24 protein-coding genes are annotated in these 21,840 nt (G+C 61.7%); 2 read left to right on the forward strand and 22 right to left on the reverse strand.

All coding sequences use genetic code 11. The features are described from left to right. Nucleotides 1-21 precede the first annotated feature (21 nt). The gene (locus tag PspR84_RS02350) at nt 22-918 is read left to right on the forward strand and encodes a LysR family transcriptional regulator (protein WP_116255738.1); all 897 of its coding nucleotides are present in this window, start codon (nt 22-24) and stop codon (nt 916-918) included. Between the two features lie 86 nt (nt 919-1,004). Here the strand turns inward: PspR84_RS02350 and PspR84_RS02355 are convergent, their stop codons facing one another. The 22 genes from PspR84_RS02355 to PspR84_RS02460 all read right to left on the reverse strand — a co-directional run bounded on the left by PspR84_RS02355 (nt 1,005) and on the right by PspR84_RS02460 (nt 20,599). After that, nucleotides 1,005-1,442, reverse strand: coding sequence for an excinuclease (locus tag PspR84_RS02355; RefSeq protein WP_116029238.1), 438 nt, complete (start codon nt 1,440-1,442; stop codon nt 1,005-1,007). 151 nt (nt 1,443-1,593) lie between these two features. After that, complete coding sequence (locus PspR84_RS02360; protein WP_160055126.1) at nt 1,594-2,397, reverse strand: hypothetical protein; 804 nt, start codon at nt 2,395-2,397, stop codon at nt 1,594-1,596. Nucleotides 2,398-2,422: 25 nt separating this feature from the next. After that, the gene (locus tag PspR84_RS02365) at nt 2,423-3,649 is read right to left on the reverse strand and encodes a beta-ketoacyl-ACP synthase (protein WP_160055129.1); all 1,227 of its coding nucleotides are present in this window, start codon (nt 3,647-3,649) and stop codon (nt 2,423-2,425) included. Further along, entirely contained in the window at nt 3,649-4,377 is a 729-nt protein-coding gene (gene fabG / locus PspR84_RS02370; protein ID WP_160055131.1) for a 3-oxoacyl-ACP reductase FabG, read from the reverse strand. The genes PspR84_RS02365 and fabG overlap by 1 nt, the downstream gene beginning before the upstream one ends. Next, nucleotides 4,370-4,834 (reverse strand): hotdog family protein, encoded by a 465-nt coding sequence (locus tag PspR84_RS02375; protein ID WP_160055133.1) that lies wholly within the window; start codon nt 4,832-4,834, stop codon nt 4,370-4,372. Before PspR84_RS02375 ends, fabG begins: the two co-directional genes overlap by 8 nt. Continuing rightward, nucleotides 4,831-6,027: a beta-ketoacyl-[acyl-carrier-protein] synthase family protein gene (locus tag PspR84_RS02380; RefSeq protein WP_160055136.1), complete on the reverse strand. Its 1,197-nt coding sequence runs from the start codon at nt 6,025-6,027 to the stop codon at nt 4,831-4,833. The genes PspR84_RS02375 and PspR84_RS02380 overlap by 4 nt, the downstream gene beginning before the upstream one ends. Further along, nucleotides 6,024-6,506: a hypothetical protein gene (locus PspR84_RS02385; RefSeq protein WP_160055139.1), complete on the reverse strand. Its 483-nt coding sequence runs from the start codon at nt 6,504-6,506 to the stop codon at nt 6,024-6,026. The genes PspR84_RS02380 and PspR84_RS02385 overlap by 4 nt, the downstream gene beginning before the upstream one ends. Before the next feature lie 113 nt (nt 6,507-6,619). Then, the gene (locus PspR84_RS02390) at nt 6,620-7,345 is read right to left on the reverse strand and encodes a class I SAM-dependent methyltransferase (protein ID WP_160055142.1); all 726 of its coding nucleotides are present in this window, start codon (nt 7,343-7,345) and stop codon (nt 6,620-6,622) included. Beyond that, nucleotides 7,342-8,589 (reverse strand): NAD(P)/FAD-dependent oxidoreductase, encoded by a 1,248-nt coding sequence (locus PspR84_RS02395; protein WP_160055145.1) that lies wholly within the window; start codon nt 8,587-8,589, stop codon nt 7,342-7,344. The genes PspR84_RS02390 and PspR84_RS02395 overlap by 4 nt, the downstream gene beginning before the upstream one ends. After that, the gene (locus tag PspR84_RS02400; RefSeq protein WP_160055148.1) at nt 8,576-9,739 is read right to left on the reverse strand and encodes a sodium:proton antiporter; all 1,164 of its coding nucleotides are present in this window, start codon (nt 9,737-9,739) and stop codon (nt 8,576-8,578) included. Before PspR84_RS02400 ends, PspR84_RS02395 begins: the two co-directional genes overlap by 14 nt. Further along, the gene (locus tag PspR84_RS02405; RefSeq protein WP_160055151.1) at nt 9,736-12,075 is read right to left on the reverse strand and encodes an MMPL family transporter; all 2,340 of its coding nucleotides are present in this window, start codon (nt 12,073-12,075) and stop codon (nt 9,736-9,738) included. The genes PspR84_RS02400 and PspR84_RS02405 overlap by 4 nt, the downstream gene beginning before the upstream one ends. Next, entirely contained in the window at nt 12,059-12,670 is a 612-nt protein-coding gene (locus PspR84_RS02410) for an outer membrane lipoprotein carrier protein LolA (protein WP_160055154.1), read from the reverse strand. The genes PspR84_RS02405 and PspR84_RS02410 overlap by 17 nt, the downstream gene beginning before the upstream one ends. Further along, nucleotides 12,667-13,092: an acyl-CoA thioesterase gene (locus tag PspR84_RS02415; RefSeq protein ID WP_160055157.1), complete on the reverse strand. Its 426-nt coding sequence runs from the start codon at nt 13,090-13,092 to the stop codon at nt 12,667-12,669. Before PspR84_RS02415 ends, PspR84_RS02410 begins: the two co-directional genes overlap by 4 nt. Beyond that, nucleotides 13,085-14,629: an aromatic amino acid ammonia-lyase gene (locus PspR84_RS02420; protein WP_160055160.1), complete on the reverse strand. Its 1,545-nt coding sequence runs from the start codon at nt 14,627-14,629 to the stop codon at nt 13,085-13,087. The genes PspR84_RS02415 and PspR84_RS02420 overlap by 8 nt, the downstream gene beginning before the upstream one ends. Beyond that, complete coding sequence (locus PspR84_RS02425; protein ID WP_150794116.1) at nt 14,610-15,557, reverse strand: glycosyl transferase; 948 nt, start codon at nt 15,555-15,557, stop codon at nt 14,610-14,612. The genes PspR84_RS02420 and PspR84_RS02425 overlap by 20 nt, the downstream gene beginning before the upstream one ends. Continuing rightward, entirely contained in the window at nt 15,554-16,288 is a 735-nt protein-coding gene (locus tag PspR84_RS02430) for a glycosyltransferase family 2 protein (RefSeq protein WP_160055163.1), read from the reverse strand. Before PspR84_RS02430 ends, PspR84_RS02425 begins: the two co-directional genes overlap by 4 nt. 77 nt (nt 16,289-16,365) lie before the next feature. Beyond that, the gene (locus PspR84_RS02435; protein ID WP_160055166.1) at nt 16,366-18,045 is read right to left on the reverse strand and encodes an acyl-CoA synthetase family protein; all 1,680 of its coding nucleotides are present in this window, start codon (nt 18,043-18,045) and stop codon (nt 16,366-16,368) included. Next, a complete protein-coding gene (locus PspR84_RS02440) occupies nt 18,042-18,587 on the reverse strand; it encodes a hypothetical protein (RefSeq protein WP_160055169.1) in 546 nt (181 codons plus the stop codon). The genes PspR84_RS02435 and PspR84_RS02440 overlap by 4 nt, the downstream gene beginning before the upstream one ends. Next, nucleotides 18,584-18,838, reverse strand: coding sequence for an acyl carrier protein (locus tag PspR84_RS02445; protein ID WP_007909503.1), 255 nt, complete (start codon nt 18,836-18,838; stop codon nt 18,584-18,586). The genes PspR84_RS02440 and PspR84_RS02445 overlap by 4 nt, the downstream gene beginning before the upstream one ends. A gap of 9 nt (nt 18,839-18,847) precedes the next feature. After that, a complete protein-coding gene (locus tag PspR84_RS02450; RefSeq protein ID WP_016983882.1) occupies nt 18,848-19,108 on the reverse strand; it encodes a phosphopantetheine-binding protein in 261 nt (86 codons plus the stop codon). Further along, nucleotides 19,089-19,898, reverse strand: a complete 810-nt coding sequence (locus PspR84_RS02455) for a lysophospholipid acyltransferase family protein (protein WP_134175903.1) — start codon at nt 19,896-19,898, stop codon at nt 19,089-19,091. Before PspR84_RS02455 ends, PspR84_RS02450 begins: the two co-directional genes overlap by 20 nt. Next, entirely contained in the window at nt 19,874-20,599 is a 726-nt protein-coding gene (locus tag PspR84_RS02460) for a beta-ketoacyl synthase chain length factor (protein ID WP_160055172.1), read from the reverse strand. Before PspR84_RS02460 ends, PspR84_RS02455 begins: the two co-directional genes overlap by 25 nt. A 356-nt stretch (nt 20,600-20,955) precedes the next feature. On the opposite strand from PspR84_RS02460, the gene PspR84_RS02465 reads away from it, so the two are divergent. After that, nucleotides 20,956-21,726, forward strand: coding sequence for a ParA family protein (locus PspR84_RS02465; RefSeq protein WP_038360142.1), 771 nt, complete (start codon nt 20,956-20,958; stop codon nt 21,724-21,726). Nucleotides 21,727-21,840: the final 114 nt, after the last annotated feature.

A 21,840-nucleotide genomic window follows, 5' to 3' on the forward strand; every position in this document is an offset into this window, starting at 1 on the left:
TAACGACCTAATGGGGTTTCCATGGAATTGCGTCATCTGCGCTACTTCATCGCCGTTGCCGAAGAGCTGCATTTTGGCCGTGCCGCACAAGTGCTGGGGATTTCTCAGCCGCCACTGAGTCAGCAGATTCAGGCGCTGGAGCAAGAGGTTGGCGCGCGGTTGTTCGAACGGACCAATCGTCGGGTTGAGTTGAGTGAGGCGGGGCGATTGTTTCTGGAAGAGGCGCGGCTGGTGCTGGCGCAGGTTGATAAAGCGGCGGACGTCGCCCGACGTGCGCAACTCGGTGAACTGGGCGAGTTGAAGATTGGTTTCACCTCGTCGGCACCGTTCAACTCGACCATTCCCCAAGCGATCTTTGCCTTTCGCCAGCGTTTTCCGGCGGTGCACCTCAACCTTCGTGAGATGAGCAGCACGCAGGTCGCCGAGGGCCTGGTGGATGAGTCGATCGAGGTCGGCATCATGCGCCCGCTTGGGTTGCCGGATTCGCTCAGCGTGGTGGAGTTGATGCGTGAGCCGCTGGTCGCCGTGCTCGGTTCCAAGCATCCACTGGCCCAGGGATCGGAGGAGGGCTTGTTCCTCTCGGCGCTGGCGCTGGAGCCGTTCGTGTTCTTTCCGCGCAGTTACGGCAGCGGGCTGTATGCGCAATTGCTGAGCCTGGCGCGCGATGCCGGGTTCAGCCCGCACTTCGCTCAAGAGGCGGGGGAGGCGATGACCATCATCGGTCTGGTCGCAGCGGGGTTGGGGGTTTCGGTGCTGCCGGCGTCCTATCAGCGGATGCGCATCGATGGCGTGGTCTACCGACCGTTGCTCGATCCGGAAGCGGTGTCGGCGGTGTGGCTGGTGCAGCGCAAGGATCAGAAATCGCCAATGGCCAAGGCGTTCGTAGATTTGCTCACGCGCAAAGTCGAGTCCGCTTAAAAGATCGCAGCCTTCGGCAACTCCTACAGGGAAACGCGAATTCCATTGTAGGAGCTGCCGAAGGCTGCGATCTTTTGATCTTGCCGTTAGGGCAACCGCACCAAATCCCCCTTCAACGCCACCCGCGTGACAAAAATCCCTGCCCGGCATTCATACGTATTCAAATCCTTGCGCACATGCTGGTCGTAATAGCTGACGATATTGACCACCGCATTCGCCCCGACCCGTTTGGCATCGGCCTGCAACTTGATCAGATTCGACTGCAACACCCACTCGCAAGAGTTGTGGTCACTCTTGTTGAAGCCATTGGTCTTCAAATCACTGACCACCCCGCTGCGCAATAACTGCTGAGTCCCCTGCGGTCCATTGCCGAGCAGATAGAACTTCACACTGCCATCCAGCCGTCCGGCGCGAATCGCGTCCGACAGCACGGTTTCGAAGGGCATGTACATCAAGTTGGTGGCGTGGCTGGCGCTGGGCAGTAGCGCGAAAAGCGCAGCGGCGATCAGGGCTTTCACTTGCATGGTCATCTCCTTGACGGTGAAAGAGAACCGCGAGTGCAGGGCTGATAGGCTCGCCGTTCCATCAGGCGCGGTGCGACGGCCTGTCCGGACGAGTGTAGAGCTGAAATGAGCAGGGCGCCGAATGGCGCCCTTTGTCGTTTCTGCAATCCCATCAATCCACGTGCGCCAAGTCCCCGCGCAGCGCCACGCTCGACACCACCAGCCCGGCACGGCACTGGAATTTCTCAGTGTCCTTGTACAGATCACGCTGGTCGACGCTGGCGATGTTGATCACCGCGTTGGCGTCGGCTTTTTTTGCGGCGTTCTGCAGAGTCGCCAGGGCCGATTGCAGGGCCCAGAAGCAGGCGTCTTCGTTGGATTTGTTCGAGCCGTTGGTTTTGCGGCTGCTGCTCACGGTGTCGAGTTTGCGCACTTGCTTGGGCAGGGTTTCGCCAGCCAGGTAGAACTTCACGCTGCCGTCGAGCAGGCCGGCGTCGGTGGCGCGTTTGACGCCTTCACGGAAGCTCAGGTAGGTCGGCTCGTCGGCGCCTTGTTTGACGATGCCCAGGTCGTTGACGAACTCGATGTCCGGGTTGATCGACAGCTCTTTGAGCACGTTGTCGCGCAGGCGGTTGACCCAGCGGTTGTAGTTGCCGTGGATCTTGCCGTCCTTGGCATCAAGGCCGTAGCTGCTGCGGTAGTCGATTTCGAACGAAGTCGGCGTGAACGGAATATCGACTTCGGCGTGATGGCGACCGCGTACGGTGATCGCCGCTTTGATCATGCCCGGACGTACCGATTGCACGACCCACTGGCGGTCGTTGAGCGCAGTGACGATCGCGCGGCTCATCTGTTGCTGGGTGAAACCGAGGTTGGGCGAGAACTCTTCCTTGGCGTTGTAAACCGGTTTGCTGGTGCAGCCGCCGAGCACAAAAAACAGTGCCAACAGAGCGGCGATGCGGTGAAACTGAGTCATTCCCTTCACTCCAAAGGTGTTGCGGTCAGTGCCAGCGGCGGAAAATCAACGAGGTGTTGACGCCACCAAAAGCGAAATTGTTGTTCATCACGTAGTCGTGATGCATCTGGCGGAACTCACCGCGCAGGTAATCGAGTTTGCCGCAGTGCGGATCGACCTCGTCGAGGTTGAAGGTGTGCACGTACAGGTCGCGATTCATCATCTCGATGCTGAACCACGACTCCAGCGCGCCGCAGGCGCCGAGGGTGTGGCCGAGGAAGCTCTTCTGCGAGCTGATCGGCATGCGTTCGCCAAACAAACTGCTGGTCGCCAGTGTTTCGGCAATGTCGCCCTGTTCTGTAGCCGTGCCGTGGCCATTTACATAACCGATGGCGTCCGGCGTGAGGCCGGCGTCTTCCAGCGCCAGTTCCATGGCGCGGCGCATGGTCACTTGTTCCGGGCGCGTGGTGTGCTGGCCGTCGGCGTTGCTGCCGAAGCCGACGATCTCGGCGTGGATGTGCGCACCGCGAGCGAGGGCGTGTTCCAGCTCTTCGAGCACGAGCATGCCGCCACCTTCACCGATCACCAGACCATCGCGGCCCTTGTCGTACGGGCGTGGACTGGTCTGTGGCGCATCGTTTTTCAGGCTGGTGGCGTAGAGCGCATCGAAGACCATGGCCTCGGTCGGGCACAGCTCTTCGGCGCCACCGGCGAGCATCAAGGGCAGGCGGCCGAACTTGATCGCCTCGTAGGCGTAACCGATGCCTTGGCTGCCGCTGGTGCAGGCGCTGGACGTCGGGATCAAACGACCGGTGAGGCCAAAGAAGATGCTGATGTTGGCGGCGGTGGTGTGCGGCATCATCCGCACGTAGGAGTTGGCGTTTAGGCCTTCGGCGACCGAGTTGAGCAGCATGTTGCCGAACGCTTTGATCTCATCGGTGCTGCCAGTGGACGAGCCGCACGCGACGCCCATGCGGCCGTCCTTGATCGACTCGTCACCGAGCAAACCGGCGTCCGCCAGGGCTTTTTCCGCCGCACCGACCGCCAGCCGCGACACTCGGCCCATGCTGCGCAATTGCTTGCGCGTCCAGTGCGCGGGCACTGCAAAATCATCGATCGGCCCGGCCAGGCGCGTGTTGAGTTCGCTGAAACGATCCCACTCGTCCATCCGGCGAATGCCGCTGCGGTTAGCCGCGAAGTTGCCGGCGATGGTCTGCCAGTCGCTGCCCAGCGAGGTAATGCCGGCCATGCCGGTGACGACGACGCGCTTCATCAGCACAAGCCTCCGTTGACCGCCAGAACCTGACGGGTGATGTACGAGGCTTCCGCCGACATCAGGAAATTCACCGCACTGGCGACCTCTTCCGGGGTGCCCATGCGTTGTGCGGGGATCATTTTCATCAATTCTTCCACCGGCACGTTTTCGTCGAGCATCGCCGTGTCGATCAGGCCCGGCGCGACGCAGTTAACCGTGATTTTGCGCTTGCCCAGCTCGATCGCCAACGCCTTTGCCGCGCCGATCACCCCGGCCTTGGAGGCGCTGTAGTTGACTTGGCCACGGTTGCCGATCAGCCCCGACACCGAGGTGATGCAGACAATGCGACCCGCGGCGCGACGGCGGATCATCGGCATCATCACCGGGTGCAGAACGTTGTAGAAACCGTCGAGGTTGGTGCGTAAAACTACGTCCCAATCGTCGTCGCTCAGCGCTGGGAACGCACCGTCACGGGTCAGGCCGGCATTCAACACAACACCGTAATAGGCGCCATGGGTTTCGACGTCGGTTTCCAGAATGGTTTTGCAGGTCTCGCGGTCGGCGACGTCGAATTGCAGGATCCGCGCCTTGCGGCCCAGCGCTTCGACTTCAGCCTGAACGGCTTGTGCTTCGGCCATGCCGCTGCGGCAATGCAGGACGATATCGTGCCCGGCCTGCGCCAGACGCAAGGCAATGGCGCGGCCGATGCCACGGCTGGAGCCGGTGACCAGTACGGATTCAGTCATGGTTCGACTCCTGTGTCTGTTGCAGATATTGAGTGACCTGAGGCGGACGGAACACGTTCAGGCGTGCGCTGGCGTGAATGCCGGCGCCGTGTATATGACATTCAAATACGCCCATGCCGTTGTCGTCTTCCAGCGAGCGCAGACCATGAATGGTCAGATCGCTACCGGCGGGAAAGGCTTCGACGTTGCATTCGAACCTGCGCGTGCCGAGCAGGAAACCCAGCTCCACCGGATTGCCTTTGAGTCGCGCGTGGCAACCGGCAAACGCGGCGACGCTCTGTGCCATCAGTTCGACGCCGACCCACGCCGGCAGGCTGCCGTCGGGCAGGCTGAACAAGCCTTCGGGCTTGACCGTGAGGCGGGTGAAGATCTGCTCCTCGTCAAAGCTGAGGATGCTGTCGATCAGAATCATGTCGCCCGCATGGGGCAGCAGTTCGGCGAGCGGCCAGGCCGTCATGGGGCGTCTCCGATAATCAGGCTGACGTTATTGCCGCCGAAGGCAAACGAGTTGCTCATCAGGTAGCGGGGTGCAATGGACGTCAGGCGTTCGCTCGCGGTCACCCAGTTCAGCAGTGGCAACGCGGGATCGGCCTGAGCATCCCAGACGTGTGGCGGCAAGGCGTGGTCGGGGTTTTCGGCGCTCAGGCTCAGCCAGCAGAACGCTGCTTCCAGCGCACCGGCCGCACCGAGGGTGTGGCCGGTCATCGGTTTGGTCGAGGAACAGGCGACGCCTTCGGGAAACAGGATGGCAACCGCCAGGCTTTCCATGGCGTCGTTGTGCTGGGTGGCGGTGCCGTGCAGGTTCAGGTAGTTGATCTGCGTTGCCTGCAGGAGCGCGCGGTTCAAGGCCTTCTGCATCGCTTGCAGGGCGCCGCGCCCGGTCGGTTCAGGGGCGGAAATGTGATGGGCGTCGGAACTGGCGCCGGCGCCGAGCAAGGCAATGGCCGGGCCGTCGCCCTGTTGTTTGCTCATCACGAACAGCACCGCCGCTTCGCCGATATTGATGCCGCTGCGGTTGGCCGAGAACGGATTGCAGCGCTCGTCGGACATCGCTTCGAGTGACGAGAAACCGTTGAGAGTCAGTTTGCACAGGCTGTCGACGCCACCACACAGCACCACGTCGCACAGGCCCAGATCGAGCAAACGCTGAGCGCTCATCAGTGCCCGGGCGCTGGAGGTGCACGCCGTGGAAATCACATAGGCCGGGCCGCTCAGTTGCAGCCAGTCGGCGAGAAAATTGGCCGGGGCGCCGAGTTCCTGTTGCCGATAATCGTATTCTGCCGGGAACTGCTGTTCGCGAATGTAGTGCGCCAGACCACGGCTGGCCTCGTCGATGCCCGAAGTGCTGGTGCCGAGCACCACGCCAATGCGCTCGCGGCCAAAGGTCTGGATCGCTTGATCGATGTCATCGCGAATCTGCAATGCCGCTTCCAGCAACAGCTGATTATTGCGACTGCGCTGATCGGCGAGTTCTGCCGGGATCGGCGCCAGTTCGCCGTGGACGGCGGCCACCGGCAACTCACGCTCCGCCACCCAGCCGGACTCTCGGCGCATGCCCGAGCAGTCGCCGGCGAACAGGTTGCGGGCGATTTCCGACTTGTCGCGACCGAGGGCGCAAATCACCCCGAGGGCATTCAGGTAAGCGGTCATGGCGTCGGTTCACCCAGCGGAGAAACGCGATAGTGCGGGCCTTGAGGCAGGTTCAATTCGAAGCTCAACGGTTGTGCATAACGGATGTCCCAGCGCGCCGGCAGGGCGCGTTGCTGGCCCTGCTGCAGTGCGGCGGGGTAATTGCGCAGCAGCTCGCCGGACGGGGTCAGGGCGAACAACAGCGCGGCAAACAGCTCTCGGGCTTCGGGGTTCGGCGGCAGCAGCCCATCGGCCTGCCAATGGCCGTCGATCAGTTGCTGCCGCGCTTGGGGAATGCCCAGCGGGTCCATCATCGACCAGCGAATGCCCGGGCCTTCGCGCTGGATCACCAGCAGCCAGTCCTGGCGTTGTTCGGCTTGTTGGCGTTCGATGTGCAGTTGCAAGGGCAGCGGTAAAGTCGGGTTGCTCGCCGGTAGCGGCGCCTGGCTGGCGCAGGCACTCAACAGAAGCATCACGCCGACCACAAAAAGTCGCCACACCGCGGACACTGTGGGAGCGAGCCTGCTCGCGAAGACGCCGGCACATTCAACAAAGAGGCTGGCTGACACACCGCTTTCGCGAGCAGGCTCGCTCCCACAGGTTATGTGTCGCATCAACGATCACCTTCAAGCGGCTTGCGCGCGACAACGTTCACCAACGTCTCTTCGCGCTCACCAAACGGCTTCGGCTTGCGCAACCCAAACCGTTCCAGCAAGCCAAAATCCTTCGACCGGCTCCACCACAAATACGGGTAGGAAACATTGCCCTCGCCAAATTCGAAACCCTGCTCGCTAATCATCTGCAGATACTGCGCTGCACTCTTCTGCACGTGCATCGGATGGCGGAACAGCCAGCGGATCACCCACGTATCAATGTATGCCTCGGTGGACTCGGCGAACAGCAGATAGCCACCCGGTTTCAGCACCCGATAAAACTCGGCCAGGGCCTTTTCCTGCTCGACCAGATGATGAAAAGTCTGGTGGCAGAACAGCAGGTCAACGCTGGCGTCTGCCACATTGAGTGTCGCGCAATCGCTGCCGATCAGTTCCACGTCCAGATCCAGACGCGTCGCTTCTGCGCCGCTCAATTCAAGGCTGTGCGGGTCAGCATCTACGCCGATCAAACGCTGTGGCGCAAAGGTCTGGCGCAGATGACCGAACGACTTGCCCTGACCACAACCGGCATCCAGCAACACCGGATGTTCCGGCAGCGTTTCACTGAACAAGCCGCGTAAATCATTGATCGCCACGCGCAACACATGGTGCTGCCAGGTGTGGCTGCGCAGAAACCAGAAACCGAAGCGGGTTTCCTCGACGTAGCTGTCGCTCAAGTAGTTCATGTGGCGTCCTTTGCACAGAGTTCGGAAATCATCTTCAAGCGGCGGCGCGCTTCGCTGACGAACGGGTTGCGTTCGTCCCAGGCGTACCCGGCGAGGATCGAGCAGATCATCCGGCGAATTTCCGCCTGGCTGTCTTCATAGAAAATCACGTCCTGAAAGGTGCCGGCGTACCAACCCTCGACGTAGCAGCGAAAGGTGTCGACGCCGCGCTTGAGCGGTTCGGCGAATTCGCTTTGCCAGTCGACGGTTTCGCCCTGCAACTGACGGTGCAAAACCGCTGCCGCCATGCTCGCCGAACGCATGGCGATGGTCACACCGGAGGAGAACACCGGGTCGAGAAATTCCGCCGCGTTACCGAGCAAGGCAAAGCCAGGCCCGTGCAGGGTTTTCACATTGGCGGCGTAACCGCCGAGCGTGCGCGCCGGGGTGTCCCAGACAGCGTTGTTCAATACGCCGGCAAGACTTGGCGTCTCGGCAATGAAACTGCGCAGGCAGGCATCCAGATCGCTGTCGCGGTCGTTGAAGTGTTCCTCGGCCGCGACAACGCCCACCGAGCAGCGGCCGTTGCTGAACGGGATCGTCCAGAACCAGATATCGCGGTGCTCTGGATGAGTGGTGACGAGAATTTTTTCGCGATCAAATGCCGGGTTGTCGATGTGATCTTCGACGTGGGTGAACACCGCCTGACGCACCGGGAAATTCGACGGTGCTTCCAGGTCCAGCAGTCGCGACAACACGCGGCCGTAGCCGCTGGCATCGAGGACGAAATCCGCTTCGACGCGGTACTCACTGCCGTCCTCGCGGCGCACATCCAGCTGCGGTTTCGTCCGCTCGAAATCGACGCTGACGATGGCATCGCCGTAGCGGATTTCCGAGCCCTGCAATGCCGCTTGATCAGCCAGCAGTTTGTCGAAGTCGGCACGCTGCACCTGGAACGTGGTCGGTTTGCCGCCGGAAAAGGTCTCGCTGAAATCGAAGGCGCTGTAACGCTCACCCCAAGCGAATGCGGCGCCGGTCTTGCGCTGGAAGCCGGCGGCATTGACGGCGTCGAGCATGCCGGCCTCTTCGACGAAATCCAGGCAATGGCTGAGCAGGCTTTCGCCGATGGAAAAGCGTGGGAAGTGCTGGCGCTCGAGCACCAGCACATCGTGGCCCTTGCGCTTGAGCAGCGCGGCGGCGATGGCGCCTGAAGGGCCGGCGCCGATGATCACGACCTGACGGGATTCCATTTCAACGATTGGCACGTGAACTCCGGGGCAGAGGATGTTGCAGATTCAAAGGCGCGCGATGCAGGCCGATCAGGGCCGGTAGCAGCGTCGCGATCAGGCCCATCAGCATCAGCGCGAAGTACAGCGCCGGGGTGATGAGCTGTTGTTGCAAGAGCAGATTGAGAAAGACGATTTCGCTGAGGCCACGAATGTTCAGCAGCACGCTTTCGCGCCAGCGGCTGGCGCCTTCGAACGAAGCGCCGGCCCAGCCGAGACCGAGCCAGTTGCCGAGCAGTTTACTGGCAATCGGCAACAGCAGCAGCGCCGCCCATTGCACCACGCCGAGGCTGGCGAGGGCGCTGTGCACGTCGATCTGGACGATGCCGAACGTGAGGATCAGCGGGATTGCCAGCCACGTCTGCAAACGGCTCATCCAGCGCGCCGGGAACGGTAGCACCAGCGGCACTTTCAGCGCGGCCATGCACAGCAGGTAGCCGATACCGAAGATCAACGCGTTGAGTTTGTAATGCTCGGCCATCACCAGCAGCGCAAAGAAACCGAGGCTGTAAGTCAGCGGCCGACGCACACGCAACAGATTTAATAGCAGTGGCACACAGGCGAAACCCAGCGGCAGCAACAGACTGCTCAGATGCAGACTGCCCTGGGCGAGGCCGAACAGCGTCCAGCAGGTCAGATCAATGAGGATCGCGGTTTGCACCAGACGCCGGGTGGCGGCGGGCGGGTAATCGATGTGTCGCAGATACAGGTACAGCACCGGGATCGCAGTGATCGCGAATACTAGTCCTAAGGCCAGCGAGTTGAGCCACGGTTGCGTTGGCAGTAGCCAGTAAGCCGCCGCCAAGCCGCAAGTGAACGGCACGGCAAAACTCGGCACGGCGATTTTCACGCTCTGCCGATCGAGTTTCAGATCAATCACATCACTGAAAATATGCCCGAGCAGCAGGGCAAAGCTCAGGCTGTAGAGGTTTTTCAGCCAGTCTGGAGCGATCAGTTCGGCGCCGCTGAGCTGCCAGCCCGGTTCGATCCAGAAGTACATCAGCAGCGGCAAGCCGAAGCTGGCCAGGAGCAACTGACTGACAATCGGAATCAGGCCAAAGTGGCGGCCAACACGAGTGGCCACGGCGAACAAGGCCATGGCCAGCAGCCAGAAAACGACGATCATCATGCCGCTGGCTCCGCGACTGTCGCGGTGTGTTCGTGGCGTCCGGCCCACGGCGCCAGCATGAAGCTGAAGGCCAGACCGAGGCTCACCGACAGGCCGAAATTGCTCACCGCCGGCGTGCTGGAAACCGCCAGCAAACCAAACGATAGCCACGTCGTCACAGCGGCCAGCAAGGTGCCGAGCAGGCTCACCGCTGCGCCACCGACTTGTTCACGCATGAGAATCGCGTAGTCGACGCTGATTGCGGTCACCAGCAGCAGGCCGAACAGGCTGAACAGGGTCAGTGGCTGACCAAGCCAGCCAAGACTGGCGAGGCTGCACAGCGCGGCGAGCAACGGCAGGGCGACGATGCGCAGCGCACCGCCGAGACCGAACGGCAACATCAGCACCAGCACGATCAACGCGCAGGAAGCGAGTTTCAGTTCAGCGGCGCTGATCTGCGTCGCGGCGAAAACCTCGTTCAACTCACCGAGGCGATTGACCAGCATTACCCCCGGCAAGTCCAGCGCTTGCACGCGCAGCAGCGCCGGGTTGTTAAAACCTTGCAGGCTGGTCATCGCCGCCACGCCGTCTTCGCTCGGGCCGAGCCAAAGCATGCGATAAGGCTCGCCAAGTGGACCGGCCAATGCCGCGTCGATGTCTTCAGCGGGCACGGTCTGCAGCTGTTGCAGTTCTGCTTGCAGGGCGGCGAGCGGTACACCGAGGTCGAGCAATGGCTGCCAGTATTGCGGCAGTTTGTTCAACGCCTCGCGCACCTGTTCTTGCTGGTTCGGTGGGCTGACCAGTTGATCGAGGGCCAGATAGCCTTGCAGCTTGTCGAGGTTGACCAGTTGCTGCAGACGCTCGCTCAGTGCGGCCTGCCGTTCGAGCAATTGCTGCTGATTGTCGGCGCGCACGAGGAAGAACTGGCTGGTGGGCTGATAGCCGGTGATGCGCGCGATGGCCTGCGCTTCGTCGGTCAGATGTTGCGGAGCGCCGACCCATTGGCGGATGTCATTCTTGCTTTGCAACTGAACCAGACCGCCCACGCAGAAGGCGATCAGCAGCGCCAGCAACACCGGTGTGCGCACGCGTTCGAGAAGTTTTTCGCGCAGATTGACCAGGCGCTGGGCCAGATGCAACGGCCATTGTGCGGGCCGCAGTTCGACGTTGCTCAGTAGCGCTGGCAGCAGGCAGACGGCCGACAAATACGCACCGAGCAATCCTGCGGCAGAGAACACGGCGATTTGCGTCAGCGCCGGGAACGGCGTCCATGCCAGCGCCAGATAACCGATGGCGCTGGTGATCAGGCTCAGGGTCAGCCCCGACAAGGTCAAGCGCAAGGCTGGCCAACTGCGCCACGGCTTCAGGCTCCAGCTCTTCGAGAGATAATGCAGCGGATAATCCACGGCCACGCCGATCAGGCTGGAACCTAGCACCAGTGTCATCACATGCATATGGCCAAACAGCGCCACACACGCCACCGCACCGAACAACATGCCGACCAGCACTGGCACAAATGCCAGCAACACGCGCCAGCGACGGAAAGCGAGCAACAGCAGCAACAGAATGCCGACAGTGGCGCCGCCGCCAACCCAGGTCATTTCACGAGTCGCTTGCTGCTGACCGTTGGCCGCGTACAGCAAGCCGCTGGCGGCGAGCAGTTGCACATCGGATTTCGCGGCCTGCTCGCGACTGTGTTGCAGCAGTGCGGCGACTTGCAGCGGCAAGTTCATGTCGAAGGCGTTGCCGGTGGTGCGCGCTCGCAGCAGCACCCAGCTCTTGCCGTCGGCATCGGCAATCAACGCGCCGCTGCCGATGTCCAGTTGCACCGAACCGTGCTGCGGCTGGCTGTTCTGAATGCGCCCGGTCAGGCCCAGCCAGTCGTCCTGACTTGGCACCAGACTGAAACCACTGAACGGATCGAACAGGGCCTGCACGCGTTGCTGAATGAAGGCGTCGGGGTGTTCGATCAGCAGTTGCCGGTCATCCGCCGAGAGCATCGCCAGCCGCCCTTGCAGCAGTTGCGTGCGCAGGGCCGGCAGATCCGCTTGCAGGTTCCACTGCACTTTTTCGAACAACCCGCTGGCTTGCCATTGCTCACCCAGGGTCTGCGCCATGGTGACGGCTTGCTGGCGATCGGTGTGGCCGACCAGAACCAGCATTTCGCGGTTGAGCGGTTCCTGCATGCGTTGTTCGGCGCGCAGTTCGAGAGCGTCAGGGTCAGTGCCGGGTACCAGCTCCATCAAATTCGCCGACAGCGGCGCACCGTCACGCCACTGCCAACCGGCCAGCGCGACGACGGCCAGCAGCAGGATCAGAAACAGCCAGGGCAGCCTGCGTTCACTCGGCAAAGTCATGTTGCTCCGCGTCGCTCAACGGTTGACTGGCGATGCTGTCCTGCATGCGCAGCACAGTGCTGTCGCCTTGGGTTTCCAGCAGTTCGATGGTCTGCACCAGCGCGCCGCCGTCGATGTTGATCTGGTTGAACACTTGCTTGAGCAGCAGCGAGCGCGGCGTCAGGGTGAGTTTCCACTGTTGTGCATCACCGCTCAGGGCCAGTTCGAAGTCGCGTTGCAGGCCACTGCTGTCGCCTTGCAGCACGGCGAGGAACAAGCGGTTCTGTTCAGCCCCTGCGCTCTTGTTCGGCAGCAATTGCCAGCCGTTATCGTCGCGGCGGGCGATGCCTTTGGCGCTGATGCGGTAATCCTGCTGCAGCGGGGTTTTCAGCAGCCAGAGCAGGCCGTGGTTTTTCGCCAGAACGAAATGGCCCTTGCTGATCAGCGGCTGCGGTAATGCACGCAGGTGTTTTTCCTGGATGAACTGGCCGTGGATCACGTCCGGTTTCGCCAGTTGTTCGCTGAGCTGTTGCAGATCGAAGGCGTTGGCCAGCGCCGACAGCGTCAGCAGCGTCAGCAGCGCCAACACGCTCAGGCTTTTAACAAATACATTCATCGCAGCATCCTTTCCACGGCATTGGTGAAGACCCTCGGCGAAGCCAGCTGCATCTCGCGACTGCTCACCTCAACGGCGACCTGCACCGAGCTGGCGCGGGTCAGGCGTTCGCCGCTGTGCAGGTCGGTGATCAGGTAATTGATCTTCAGCCGGTTTTCCCACTCGACCAGACTGGCGCGTACGTTCAGGCGTTGACCGAACACTGCACCGCGCACGTAGCGCAATTGCAGGTCGATGATCGGCCAGGCGTAACCCGACTCGAGCATCTGCGTGTAGTTGTGGCCGATCTTGTCCAGCAGTGCGCAACGCGCGACTTCCAGATACTTGACGTAATGGCCGTGCCAGACGACGTGCATGGTGTCGACGTCGAAAAACGGCACGAGGATTTCGGTGTCGGCGTGAAGCACTCCGGCGCTACGCATGCAGCCTCCAGTGTTGCGCGGCGATGTGTTGCAGGCAGAGGCGCAATTCGCCTTCCAGTGCGCGGTCTTCGATAACTGGCGGGAAGTCCTTGGCGAGTTCTTCGTGCATTGCCGCCAGTGACGGTGGCAGCGGTCGGGCATCCTCCGCTTGAGCACGCAGCCACACGCCTTGGTTGGCGGCGAGCAATGTCGCGGCGGCGACCTGTTCGGTCAGTTCCAGCACACGGATCGCATCGCGGGCGGCGATGGTGCCCATGCTCACTTTGTCCTGGTTGTGGCACTCGGTGGAGCGCGAGAACACGCTGGCCGGCATGGTGTTTTTCAATGCTTCGGCGGTCCAGGCGCTGGTGCCGATCTGCACGGCTTTGAAGCCATGGTTGATCATCGCGCGATCCGCCGGGGCGCCGGAGAGGTTGCTCGGCAGACCGTGGTTGTAGCGCTCATCCACCAGCAAGGCGAGCTGCCGATCGAGCAGGTCAGCAACGTTGGCCACGAGGTTTTTCAGGCTGTCCATGGCGAACGCGATATGGCCGCCGTAGAAGTGCCCGCCGTGCAACACGCGCTCGGCTTCGGCGTCGATGATCGGGTTGTCATTGGCGCTGTTCAGTTCGGTTTCGATGAACGAACGCAGCCAGTTCAGGCTGTCGGCCAACACGCCAAGCACATGCGGGGCGCAACGCAGCGAATAGCGATCCTGCAATCGATGCAGTGGCGCGGTCGGTGCGTCGATCGCCAGATCCTTGCGCAGCCACGCGGCGACCTGCATTTGCCCCGGATGCGGTTTGGCGGCGAACAGGCGTTCGTCGAAGTGCTCCGGGTTGCCTTGCAGCGCGACCACATTGAGCGCGGTGATGCGCGTGGCCAGTTGCAGCAGATAGTCGGCGCGGGCGAAAGCCAGGCAGGCGAGGCCGGTCATCACCGCAGTGCCGTTCATCAGCGCCAAGGCTTCTTTCGGGCGCAGCACCAAAGGCGTCCAGCCCAGTTCGCGATGCACGTCGGCCGCCTGACGGCGTTCGCCACGGAACATCACTTCACGCTCGCCGGACAGTGTTGCGGCGACGTAAGACAACGGCGTCAGATCGCCGCTGGCGCCCACCGAGCCTTCTTCAGGAATCAGCGGCAGGATGTCGTATTCGAGAAACGCGTGCAGACGCTCCAGCAGCTCCACGCGTACCCCGGAAACGCCGTGGCACAACGACTGCAAACGTGCCGCGAGCACCGCGCGAATGGCTTGCGCATCAAGCAGCTTGCCCAACCCGCAACCGTGGAAGGTGTAGAGATGACGCGGCAACGCTTCGACGTGATGCAACGGCACCGCGACCACGCAGGAATCGCCGTAACCGGTGGTGACGCCGTAGATCACGCCTTCCTTGTCCAGCAGCGAATCAAGGAACCGCGCGCCTTTGGCGATGCGCTCGCGGTAGTCGGCGTCGCTCTGCAACTGCACGGGCGCCTGACGATTGGCCAGGGCCAGCACGTCTTCGATGCGCAATGGGCGTTCGCCGAAGGTTACCGGCTCATGGGTTGGCGTCGTCATCGGTCTTCCAGAAAGGGTAAAAGTTGAACCATTGTTGCGGCGCTTCGAGGCAATAGTGACTCAGGCGCTGCGCATAGCGGGTGGCCCACTGATGAATGACCTGCTCGCGCTCACTGCGCTTCCATACCACGGCATCGGCGAAGGGCTCGAGGGTCAGGCGATAGTGACCGTCCGGCTGCTTGAGGCACATCAGCAGATTGACCGGGCATTTCAGCAAACCGGCGAGCAGCCACGGGCCTTGCGGGAACGGCGCCGGGTGGCCGAGAAAGTCTACGGTGACACTGCGCCCGCCGTGCAGCGGCACGCGGTCGCCGGCAATCGCCAGCCACTCGCCGCGCTCCAGCCGTTCGTGCAGTTGCAGCATGATCACCGGGTCGAGCTCGCTGACCTGAATCAGGCGCAGATTGGTCGCCCCGGCTTCACCGAGCAGGCGGTTGAATTGCTCGGCGTGTTTGGTGTGCACCAGCACGTTCATAGTGACCTTTTCGCCGATCTCCGCCAGTGCGCGACAGACTTCGAGATTGCCCAGGTGAGCGCCGACCAGCAGTTGCCCGCGACTGCCGCGCAACTGGTTGCGCAGCAGCGCCGGGTCGATGATTTCGATCTGTTCGATACGGAGCTTGCCATTCCATACGTCGAGCTTGTCGAGCATGGAATCGGCGAAGGCCATGAACTGGCCGAACACTCGCCAATGCGTCGGGCGCAACGCGTCGCGCTGGCTCCATGCGGCCAGGCGCTGCTGGTATTGCCAGGCACTGCGCCGTGCGGTGCGGCCGAACAGGAAAAAGTACAGGACGATGCCGTAGAGCAACGGGCTGAGCAGGCGTCGACCAAGGACCTTGGCGGCGAACGCGGTGAATTTCATCAGCAGGAAACTGCCGCGTTCTTCGCGGTCGGCCCAGTGCTTCTTGTCGGTCTCGCTGGTCATGTTCGCCACCGCCGCCAGAGGATCACCGGGAAGCGCAGCAACATGCCAAGAAACAGCCGCGTGTGCATGCTGGAAATCAGTGCGTTGTCGTGGAACAGACGGAAGTGCGACACACCGTCCAGCGGGTAGTGCACGCTGGTTTGCAGCCAGCGCATCGGCTGATTGCGCCACGACAGGCGTACAAGAATGTCCGAATCGAAATCCATGCGCTTGCCGACTTTCGCCGAATCGATCACCGCCAGCGTCGGGGCCAGCGGATAGACGCGAAACCCGCACATCGAATCGCGGATCTGCAGTGACAGCGTGTTGATCCAGACCATCACGTGGGTCAGGTAGCGCGCGTACAAACGGCCTTTCGGCACACTCTCGTCGAACAGCGGATAACCGCAGATCATCGCCTCGGGATGGGCACGGGATTCCTCGACGAAACGCGCCACGTCGTGCAAGTCGTGCTGACCGTCGGCATCGACCTGCAGCGCATGGCTGAAACCCAATAGTGAGGCTTCGCGCAAACCGGTCATCACCGCACCGCCCTTGCCCTGATTCGCGGTCAGGCGCACCAGATGCACGTTGTCGCGCTCGGCCAGTGCGTCGAGAACCCTGGCACAGGATGGCGTGCTGGCGTCGTCCACCAGAATGCACGGCAGGCCTTGCGCGAGCAGGGCGTCGACCACCGTGGTGATCGCGGTTTCGTGGTTATAAACCGGGATCACCGCGCAAGGGTTATGCATAGCAGTTCTCCATTGGAAAACCGCGATCCCTGTAGGAGTGAGCCTGCTCGCGATTGAGTGCGCAGCACTCACCAAGGTCAATCATGCTCTACACCCAAAAGAATCCGCCCACTGGAGCAGGTTGCCGTGTCATTACGGTAAGCGAAATACAATTTGCGGCGCTCAGGATCAAAGCGCAGGTGCAACTGGATTTCATCACCGGGGCGCACCAGTTGCTGGAACTTCAGCACTTCCATCCCGGCAAACGGGCCGGTCAGATTCAGCAACTGCCGCCCAAGGTTCAGCGCCCATTCCACCTGCACCACACCGGGCAATACTGGAGCTTTGGGAAAGTGACCACTGAAATAAGCCAGATCCGGCGGCACGCTCAGTTGCAGACTCCATTCACCCTCGGTCTCGACCTGCGACAGCACTTCCGGCGATTTCGGTCGCGGCGCCATCAACAGCGCTTCAACGTCGGCCTGCGGCAGCTTGCCTTGGCTGTTCAACGGCAATTGCCGCACCAGTCGCCAGCGGCGGGGCAGGGCCAGGGCTTCGCAGTGTTGGTGCAAATGCTGGCGCAGGGTTTCAGTCAGGCTGCGACGGCCGTGCTCACGCAAGGCAAACAGGCCATCCTCGCTAAGCACCAGCAACACACCGAGGGAAGCACGGTTTTCCTGGACCACGCCCAAGCGCGCTTCGGCGACCCATTCGTGGGCAACCAAGGCTTGTTCGAGCATGGGCAGAGAGATGCGTTTTTCTTCCAGTTTGACGATCCGGTCCAGCCGCCCGAGCAGTTCGAAGCGGCCATCGGCGGCGATGCGCGCAGCGTCAGCGGTGTGTTCGACGTGCCCGGCGGGCAGGTAAGGTGAAGCGATCAGCAGGGCGCCTTCGCTGTCTTGGCTCAATTCAACACCGGCAAACGGTTGCCACAGTTGTTCGCCCTGACGCCAGGCAATGCCACCGGTTTCCGAGCTACCGAGGATTTCCGTCGGCCATTGTTGCAAGCGTTGTTGCAGACTCTGCGCGGCTTCAAAGGGCAACGCGCCGCCGGAGGAAAACACCCGGCGCACGGCGCTCAGGGCCGGCCAGTCAAGGTTGTCGCCCATGCGTTTGAGCAGCGCCGGACTGGCAATCCAGGCGAAGGCCGGATGTTCGCGGCTGGCACGCTGCAAGTCTTCGGGAAACGCCAGTTGTTTACGCGCAAACGGGCGCCCGGCACACAGCGGCCACAGCACGCGAAACAGCAAACCGTAAATATGCTGGGTGGCGACGCTGCCGATGATGCAGGCCTCACCGAGATCGGCGCCCCACAGTTGCTCCAGCGCTTCGACTTCATTGGCCAGTTGGCGCAGGGTTTTGTCGATGCGCTTGGGCTCGCCGCTGGAGCCGGACGTGCACAGGCTCAGACGGCACTGGTCGAGATCCAGCTCGGCGCCGGGCAACGGCGGCTGATGAAAGTCGCTCAGCTGCGCGTCATCGGCGTGATCCGTCAGCCACTGATCGACTTCAGCCGACCAGCGCTGGCGGGTTTGTGCTTGCAGATCCGAGGGCAGCAGCACACTGACGCCGGCACGCCATGCGCCCAGCAAAGCGATGGCCAGTTCTGCGGCATCTTCCAGGTGCACAGCCAGGCGCTTCACGCCTTGCGCTTGCAGACCGGCGGCAACGCTCAGCGCCTGCTCGCACAGTTGCGCGTGATCGAGGGCCGGTGCGTGGCTGACAGCCCGCGCCGGCGCAGCCTTGAGCAACAGCTGCTCAAGCTTTATCCAGTTCATGTACGGCCTCTTACCCGTTGTCGTATCAGCCATTCAATGGCAAACATCAGGCCGATCAATCCATAGGAGATCAGGCCGGTGTACAACATCCACCAATTCAGCGGCGCCCACAGTGTCAGCAGGGCGGCGCACAAACCGTTGCAGAAGAAAAACACGCTCCAGGCCACCGTGACCTTGCGCGTATAGTGGATCGCGATGTCCGGCAGCTCTGGTTCACGCAAGCGCGCCAGCCGCTCGACCATCGGCGGGCCGTATTTCAGGCTAAGGCTGAACAGCACCAGCATGAAGCCGCTGATCAGCACCGGGTACCAGCGCAGCAACAGCGGACTGTCGAACAGCGCCAGCAACAGGCAGAAGACGATCGCCACACAGGCCATCCACAGGCTGCCGGGCTTGCGCTCGCCGGTCAGCGCCCGCGCCAGCCACAGGCTGCCCAGCAGCAGGCCGAACTGCCATGGAGCAAAGTGCTCCATGCCGAAATACACCGCAAAGGGGTACAGCAGACCGGCCAGCAGCAGGCCGAGGCCGATCAGTCGGCTCATGCGGCCGGTTGAACCAGGCGGTAGACCGCCTCGACCACGTCACCGACAGTGCGCACCGATTTGAACTCTTCGGCGGCGATTTTCTTGCCGGTCTGGCGCTTGATGTGATCGATCAGATCGACCGCATCGATGCTGTCGATTTCCAGATCCTGATACAGGTTGGACTCCAGGCTCACACGGGCCGGATCCAGTTCGAACAGCTCGACCAAGGCATCGCGCAGGGTGTTGAAAATATCGTCACGAGTTTGCATGGTCCGGTCTCAAGCTGCCTGTTTTGCCGTGACGAATGCCGCAAGGCTGGCCACGTTGGTGAAATGGTTACGGGTGTCTTTGGCGTCGGCGTCGATCTTGATGCCGTATTTTTTCTGGATCGCCAGACCCAGTTCCAGCGCGTCGACGGAATCCAGGCCCAGGCCTTCGCCGAACAGCGTCTGCTCGTCGCCGATGTCGTCGACACTGATGTCTTCGAGGCCGAGAGCATCGATGATCAGTAGTTTGATATCACGATTCAGATCGCTCATCTTCGGCGAGCTCCTTAATAAAGTAGGTGTGCAAATAATCGTTGAGCTTGCGCGAGGCTTGCGGGGCTGGCCCTTGCGCGGCGAAAGTCTGTGGGTCTATATCGGCCCCGACGCGAAAACTGAAGTGCACGCGGCGGCTGGGGATCCGATACCAGGGTTCGGCTTTGGTCAGCGTGGTCGGGTTGACCTTGATGATCACCGGCGTGACTATTTTCGCACCGCGCAGGGCAATCGCTGCCGCCCCGCGATGAAAGGCCGGCGCCTGACCTGGCTGGGTGCGCGTGCCTTCCGGAAAGATGATCAGGGTCTGGCCGTTTTGCAGGGACTGGGCAGCGGCATCGAGCATGTCCATGCTGCCGTCGTTACTGATGTATTCGGTGCTGCGCAGCGGGCCACGGGTGAAGGGGTTTTCCCACAGGGTTTTCTTGACCACGCAATTGGCTTGGCGCACCAGTCCGATCAGGAACACTACGTCGATCAACGACGGGTGGTTGGCGATGATCATCTGCCCGGGACGGCCAAGACGTTCGGCCCCTTGAATGTCATACGTCAACACGCCGGTACGGGCCATGAAGCGCACGAAAAACCAGAACAGCCGACTGACGGTCTGCCGCGCGCGCTGCCGATGTTTCAGCGCATCACCCGGCAGGCATCCGAGTAACGGAAACACCAGTACGCGCAGGCACAGTCCCCCCAGCCCGAACAGGGCGAAGCTTGCGGCGGTAGCCAGCAGGCGCCAGTAATAGGCGTCGCGGTTTTTTTCGGTCACGGGTTGCGTTGCCAGGTCCATACACGATTTTTCCAGGCATGTTGGCAAAGGGGTTGCTGGCCAAGCAGGGTTCGCAGCAGAGTGAGCGCGTGGGGCCAGTGCGCTTTTGACCGTGTTTCTGTGGTGCTGTTCAGGGTCAGCCGCCAGTCGGTACCGGGGGTGAGCAAAAGGCCGAGCGCGTACGGAAACGGCACGTCGTCGATCCACGCTGAATACGCTTCGGGCGGTTGTTCTTCTGTGATCACCAGCAGCACCGCCGGGGCGCCCTCATTGAGCAGGGCTGCGGCTTCGAGCATGCCGTGTTCGAGGCCGTCGCCGGCAGCGGCGAGGGCGGTCATTTCGCTGGTCTCGCCGCGCATGATCGACCACAGGCCGATAATCGCGTTGTGCACCGACAAGCTGAACTGCGTCGGCGACAGGGGCTGTTCGTTGGCCAGATCGGTGAGGATCTCGTAGGTACGCGGGGTTTCGCCGTGACGCGAAACGAACACCAGCGGCAGATCCTCCCGTCCGTCGGCGAGGGGCCAGCCAACGCTGAACGCCATGCGTGCCAGTCGGCTGAGGCGGCGGCGTTGCATGGCCGGCAAAAACGACACATCGGGCGCGGCATCGCTGCTCTGGAGTACCACCGGTTGTCGGCTCCAGGCCTGCCAGGCGTCCACGCTGTCGAGCCCGGGAGCCCACGCGCGCCATTGGGCGATGTTGAAGTTGATCACGGACATTCATCCCGCCCCTGCGGGCATTCGTTGACGCGTTGAGTGGCCAGAGCCGCAGCAGGCTTGACGTGGCGCATGGCGCCGGGTGGCGCGCATTATCCCGGTGCGACGGGTGTGTAGCAAATGCTGGTTACATTTTGCGCAACGAAATGTACCGAGTGGTTCGCAAGAAAACTGTCACTTGGCCATTATCCAGATCGTGAGCGGCTTGTCTGTCGGGCATCTCGGCGATCAATGGCGGCGATTGCCCTATCTGTCCGCGGATATTTGCACCTGACTTTGTAGTCCGTGTCCGTGAAGGTAGCGAAGCGAGGTCGAGCGCATCTACACTCGGTCATTCTTTGATACACGGAGGTTTGGTCATGCGGCGCGTGGTGTTCAATCAGAAAGGTGGCGTAGGCAAGTCCAGCATTGCCTGCAATCTGGCGGCGGTCAGCGCCAGCGAGGGTTATCGCACGCTGTTGGTGGACCTTGATGCCCAGGCCAACTCCACTCAATATCTGACCGGGCTGACTGGCAACGACATCCCGATGGGCATTGCCGACTTCTTCAAGCAGACGCTGTCCTCGGGGCCGTTCTCGAAGAAGAATCAGGCGGATATTTACGAAACGCCGTTCGACAACCTGCACATCATCACCGCGACGGCCGAGCTGGCCGATTTGCAGCCCAAACTTGAGGCCAAGCACAAGATCAACAAGCTGCGTAAGTTGCTCGATGAGTTGTCTGAAGATTACGACCGCATCTACCTCGATACGCCGCCAGCGCTGAATTTCTATGCGGTTTCGGCGCTGATTGCCGCTGATCGTGTGCTGATTCCCTTCGATTGCGACAGTTTCTCCCGTCAGGCCTTGTACGGCCTGATCGCGGAAATCGAAGAGCTGAAAGATGACCATAACGAAGGACTGGAAGTCGAAGGCATCGTAGTCAACCAGTTCCAGGCCCGGGCGAGCCTGCCACAGCAGATTCTTGATGAGTTGATTGCCGAAGGCTTGCCGGTTCTGCCGGTGTATCTGACCAGTTCGGTGCGCATGCGCGAATCGCACCAGGCCAGCATGCCGCTGATCCACCTCGACCCGCGCCATAAGCTGACCCAGCAATTCGTCGAACTGCACAACTTGCTCGAAGATCACTGATCTCCTGAGCTACGCAGATCCCCTGTAGGAGTGAGCCTGCTCGCGATAGCGTCCTGTCAGCCAACACTTGAGTGACTGAAAGGAAGCTATCGCGAGCAGGCTCACTCCTACATT

It is taken from the genome of Pseudomonas sp. R84, from assembly GCF_009834515.1.
GTDB lineage: Bacteria > Pseudomonadota > Gammaproteobacteria > Pseudomonadales > Pseudomonadaceae > Aquipseudomonas.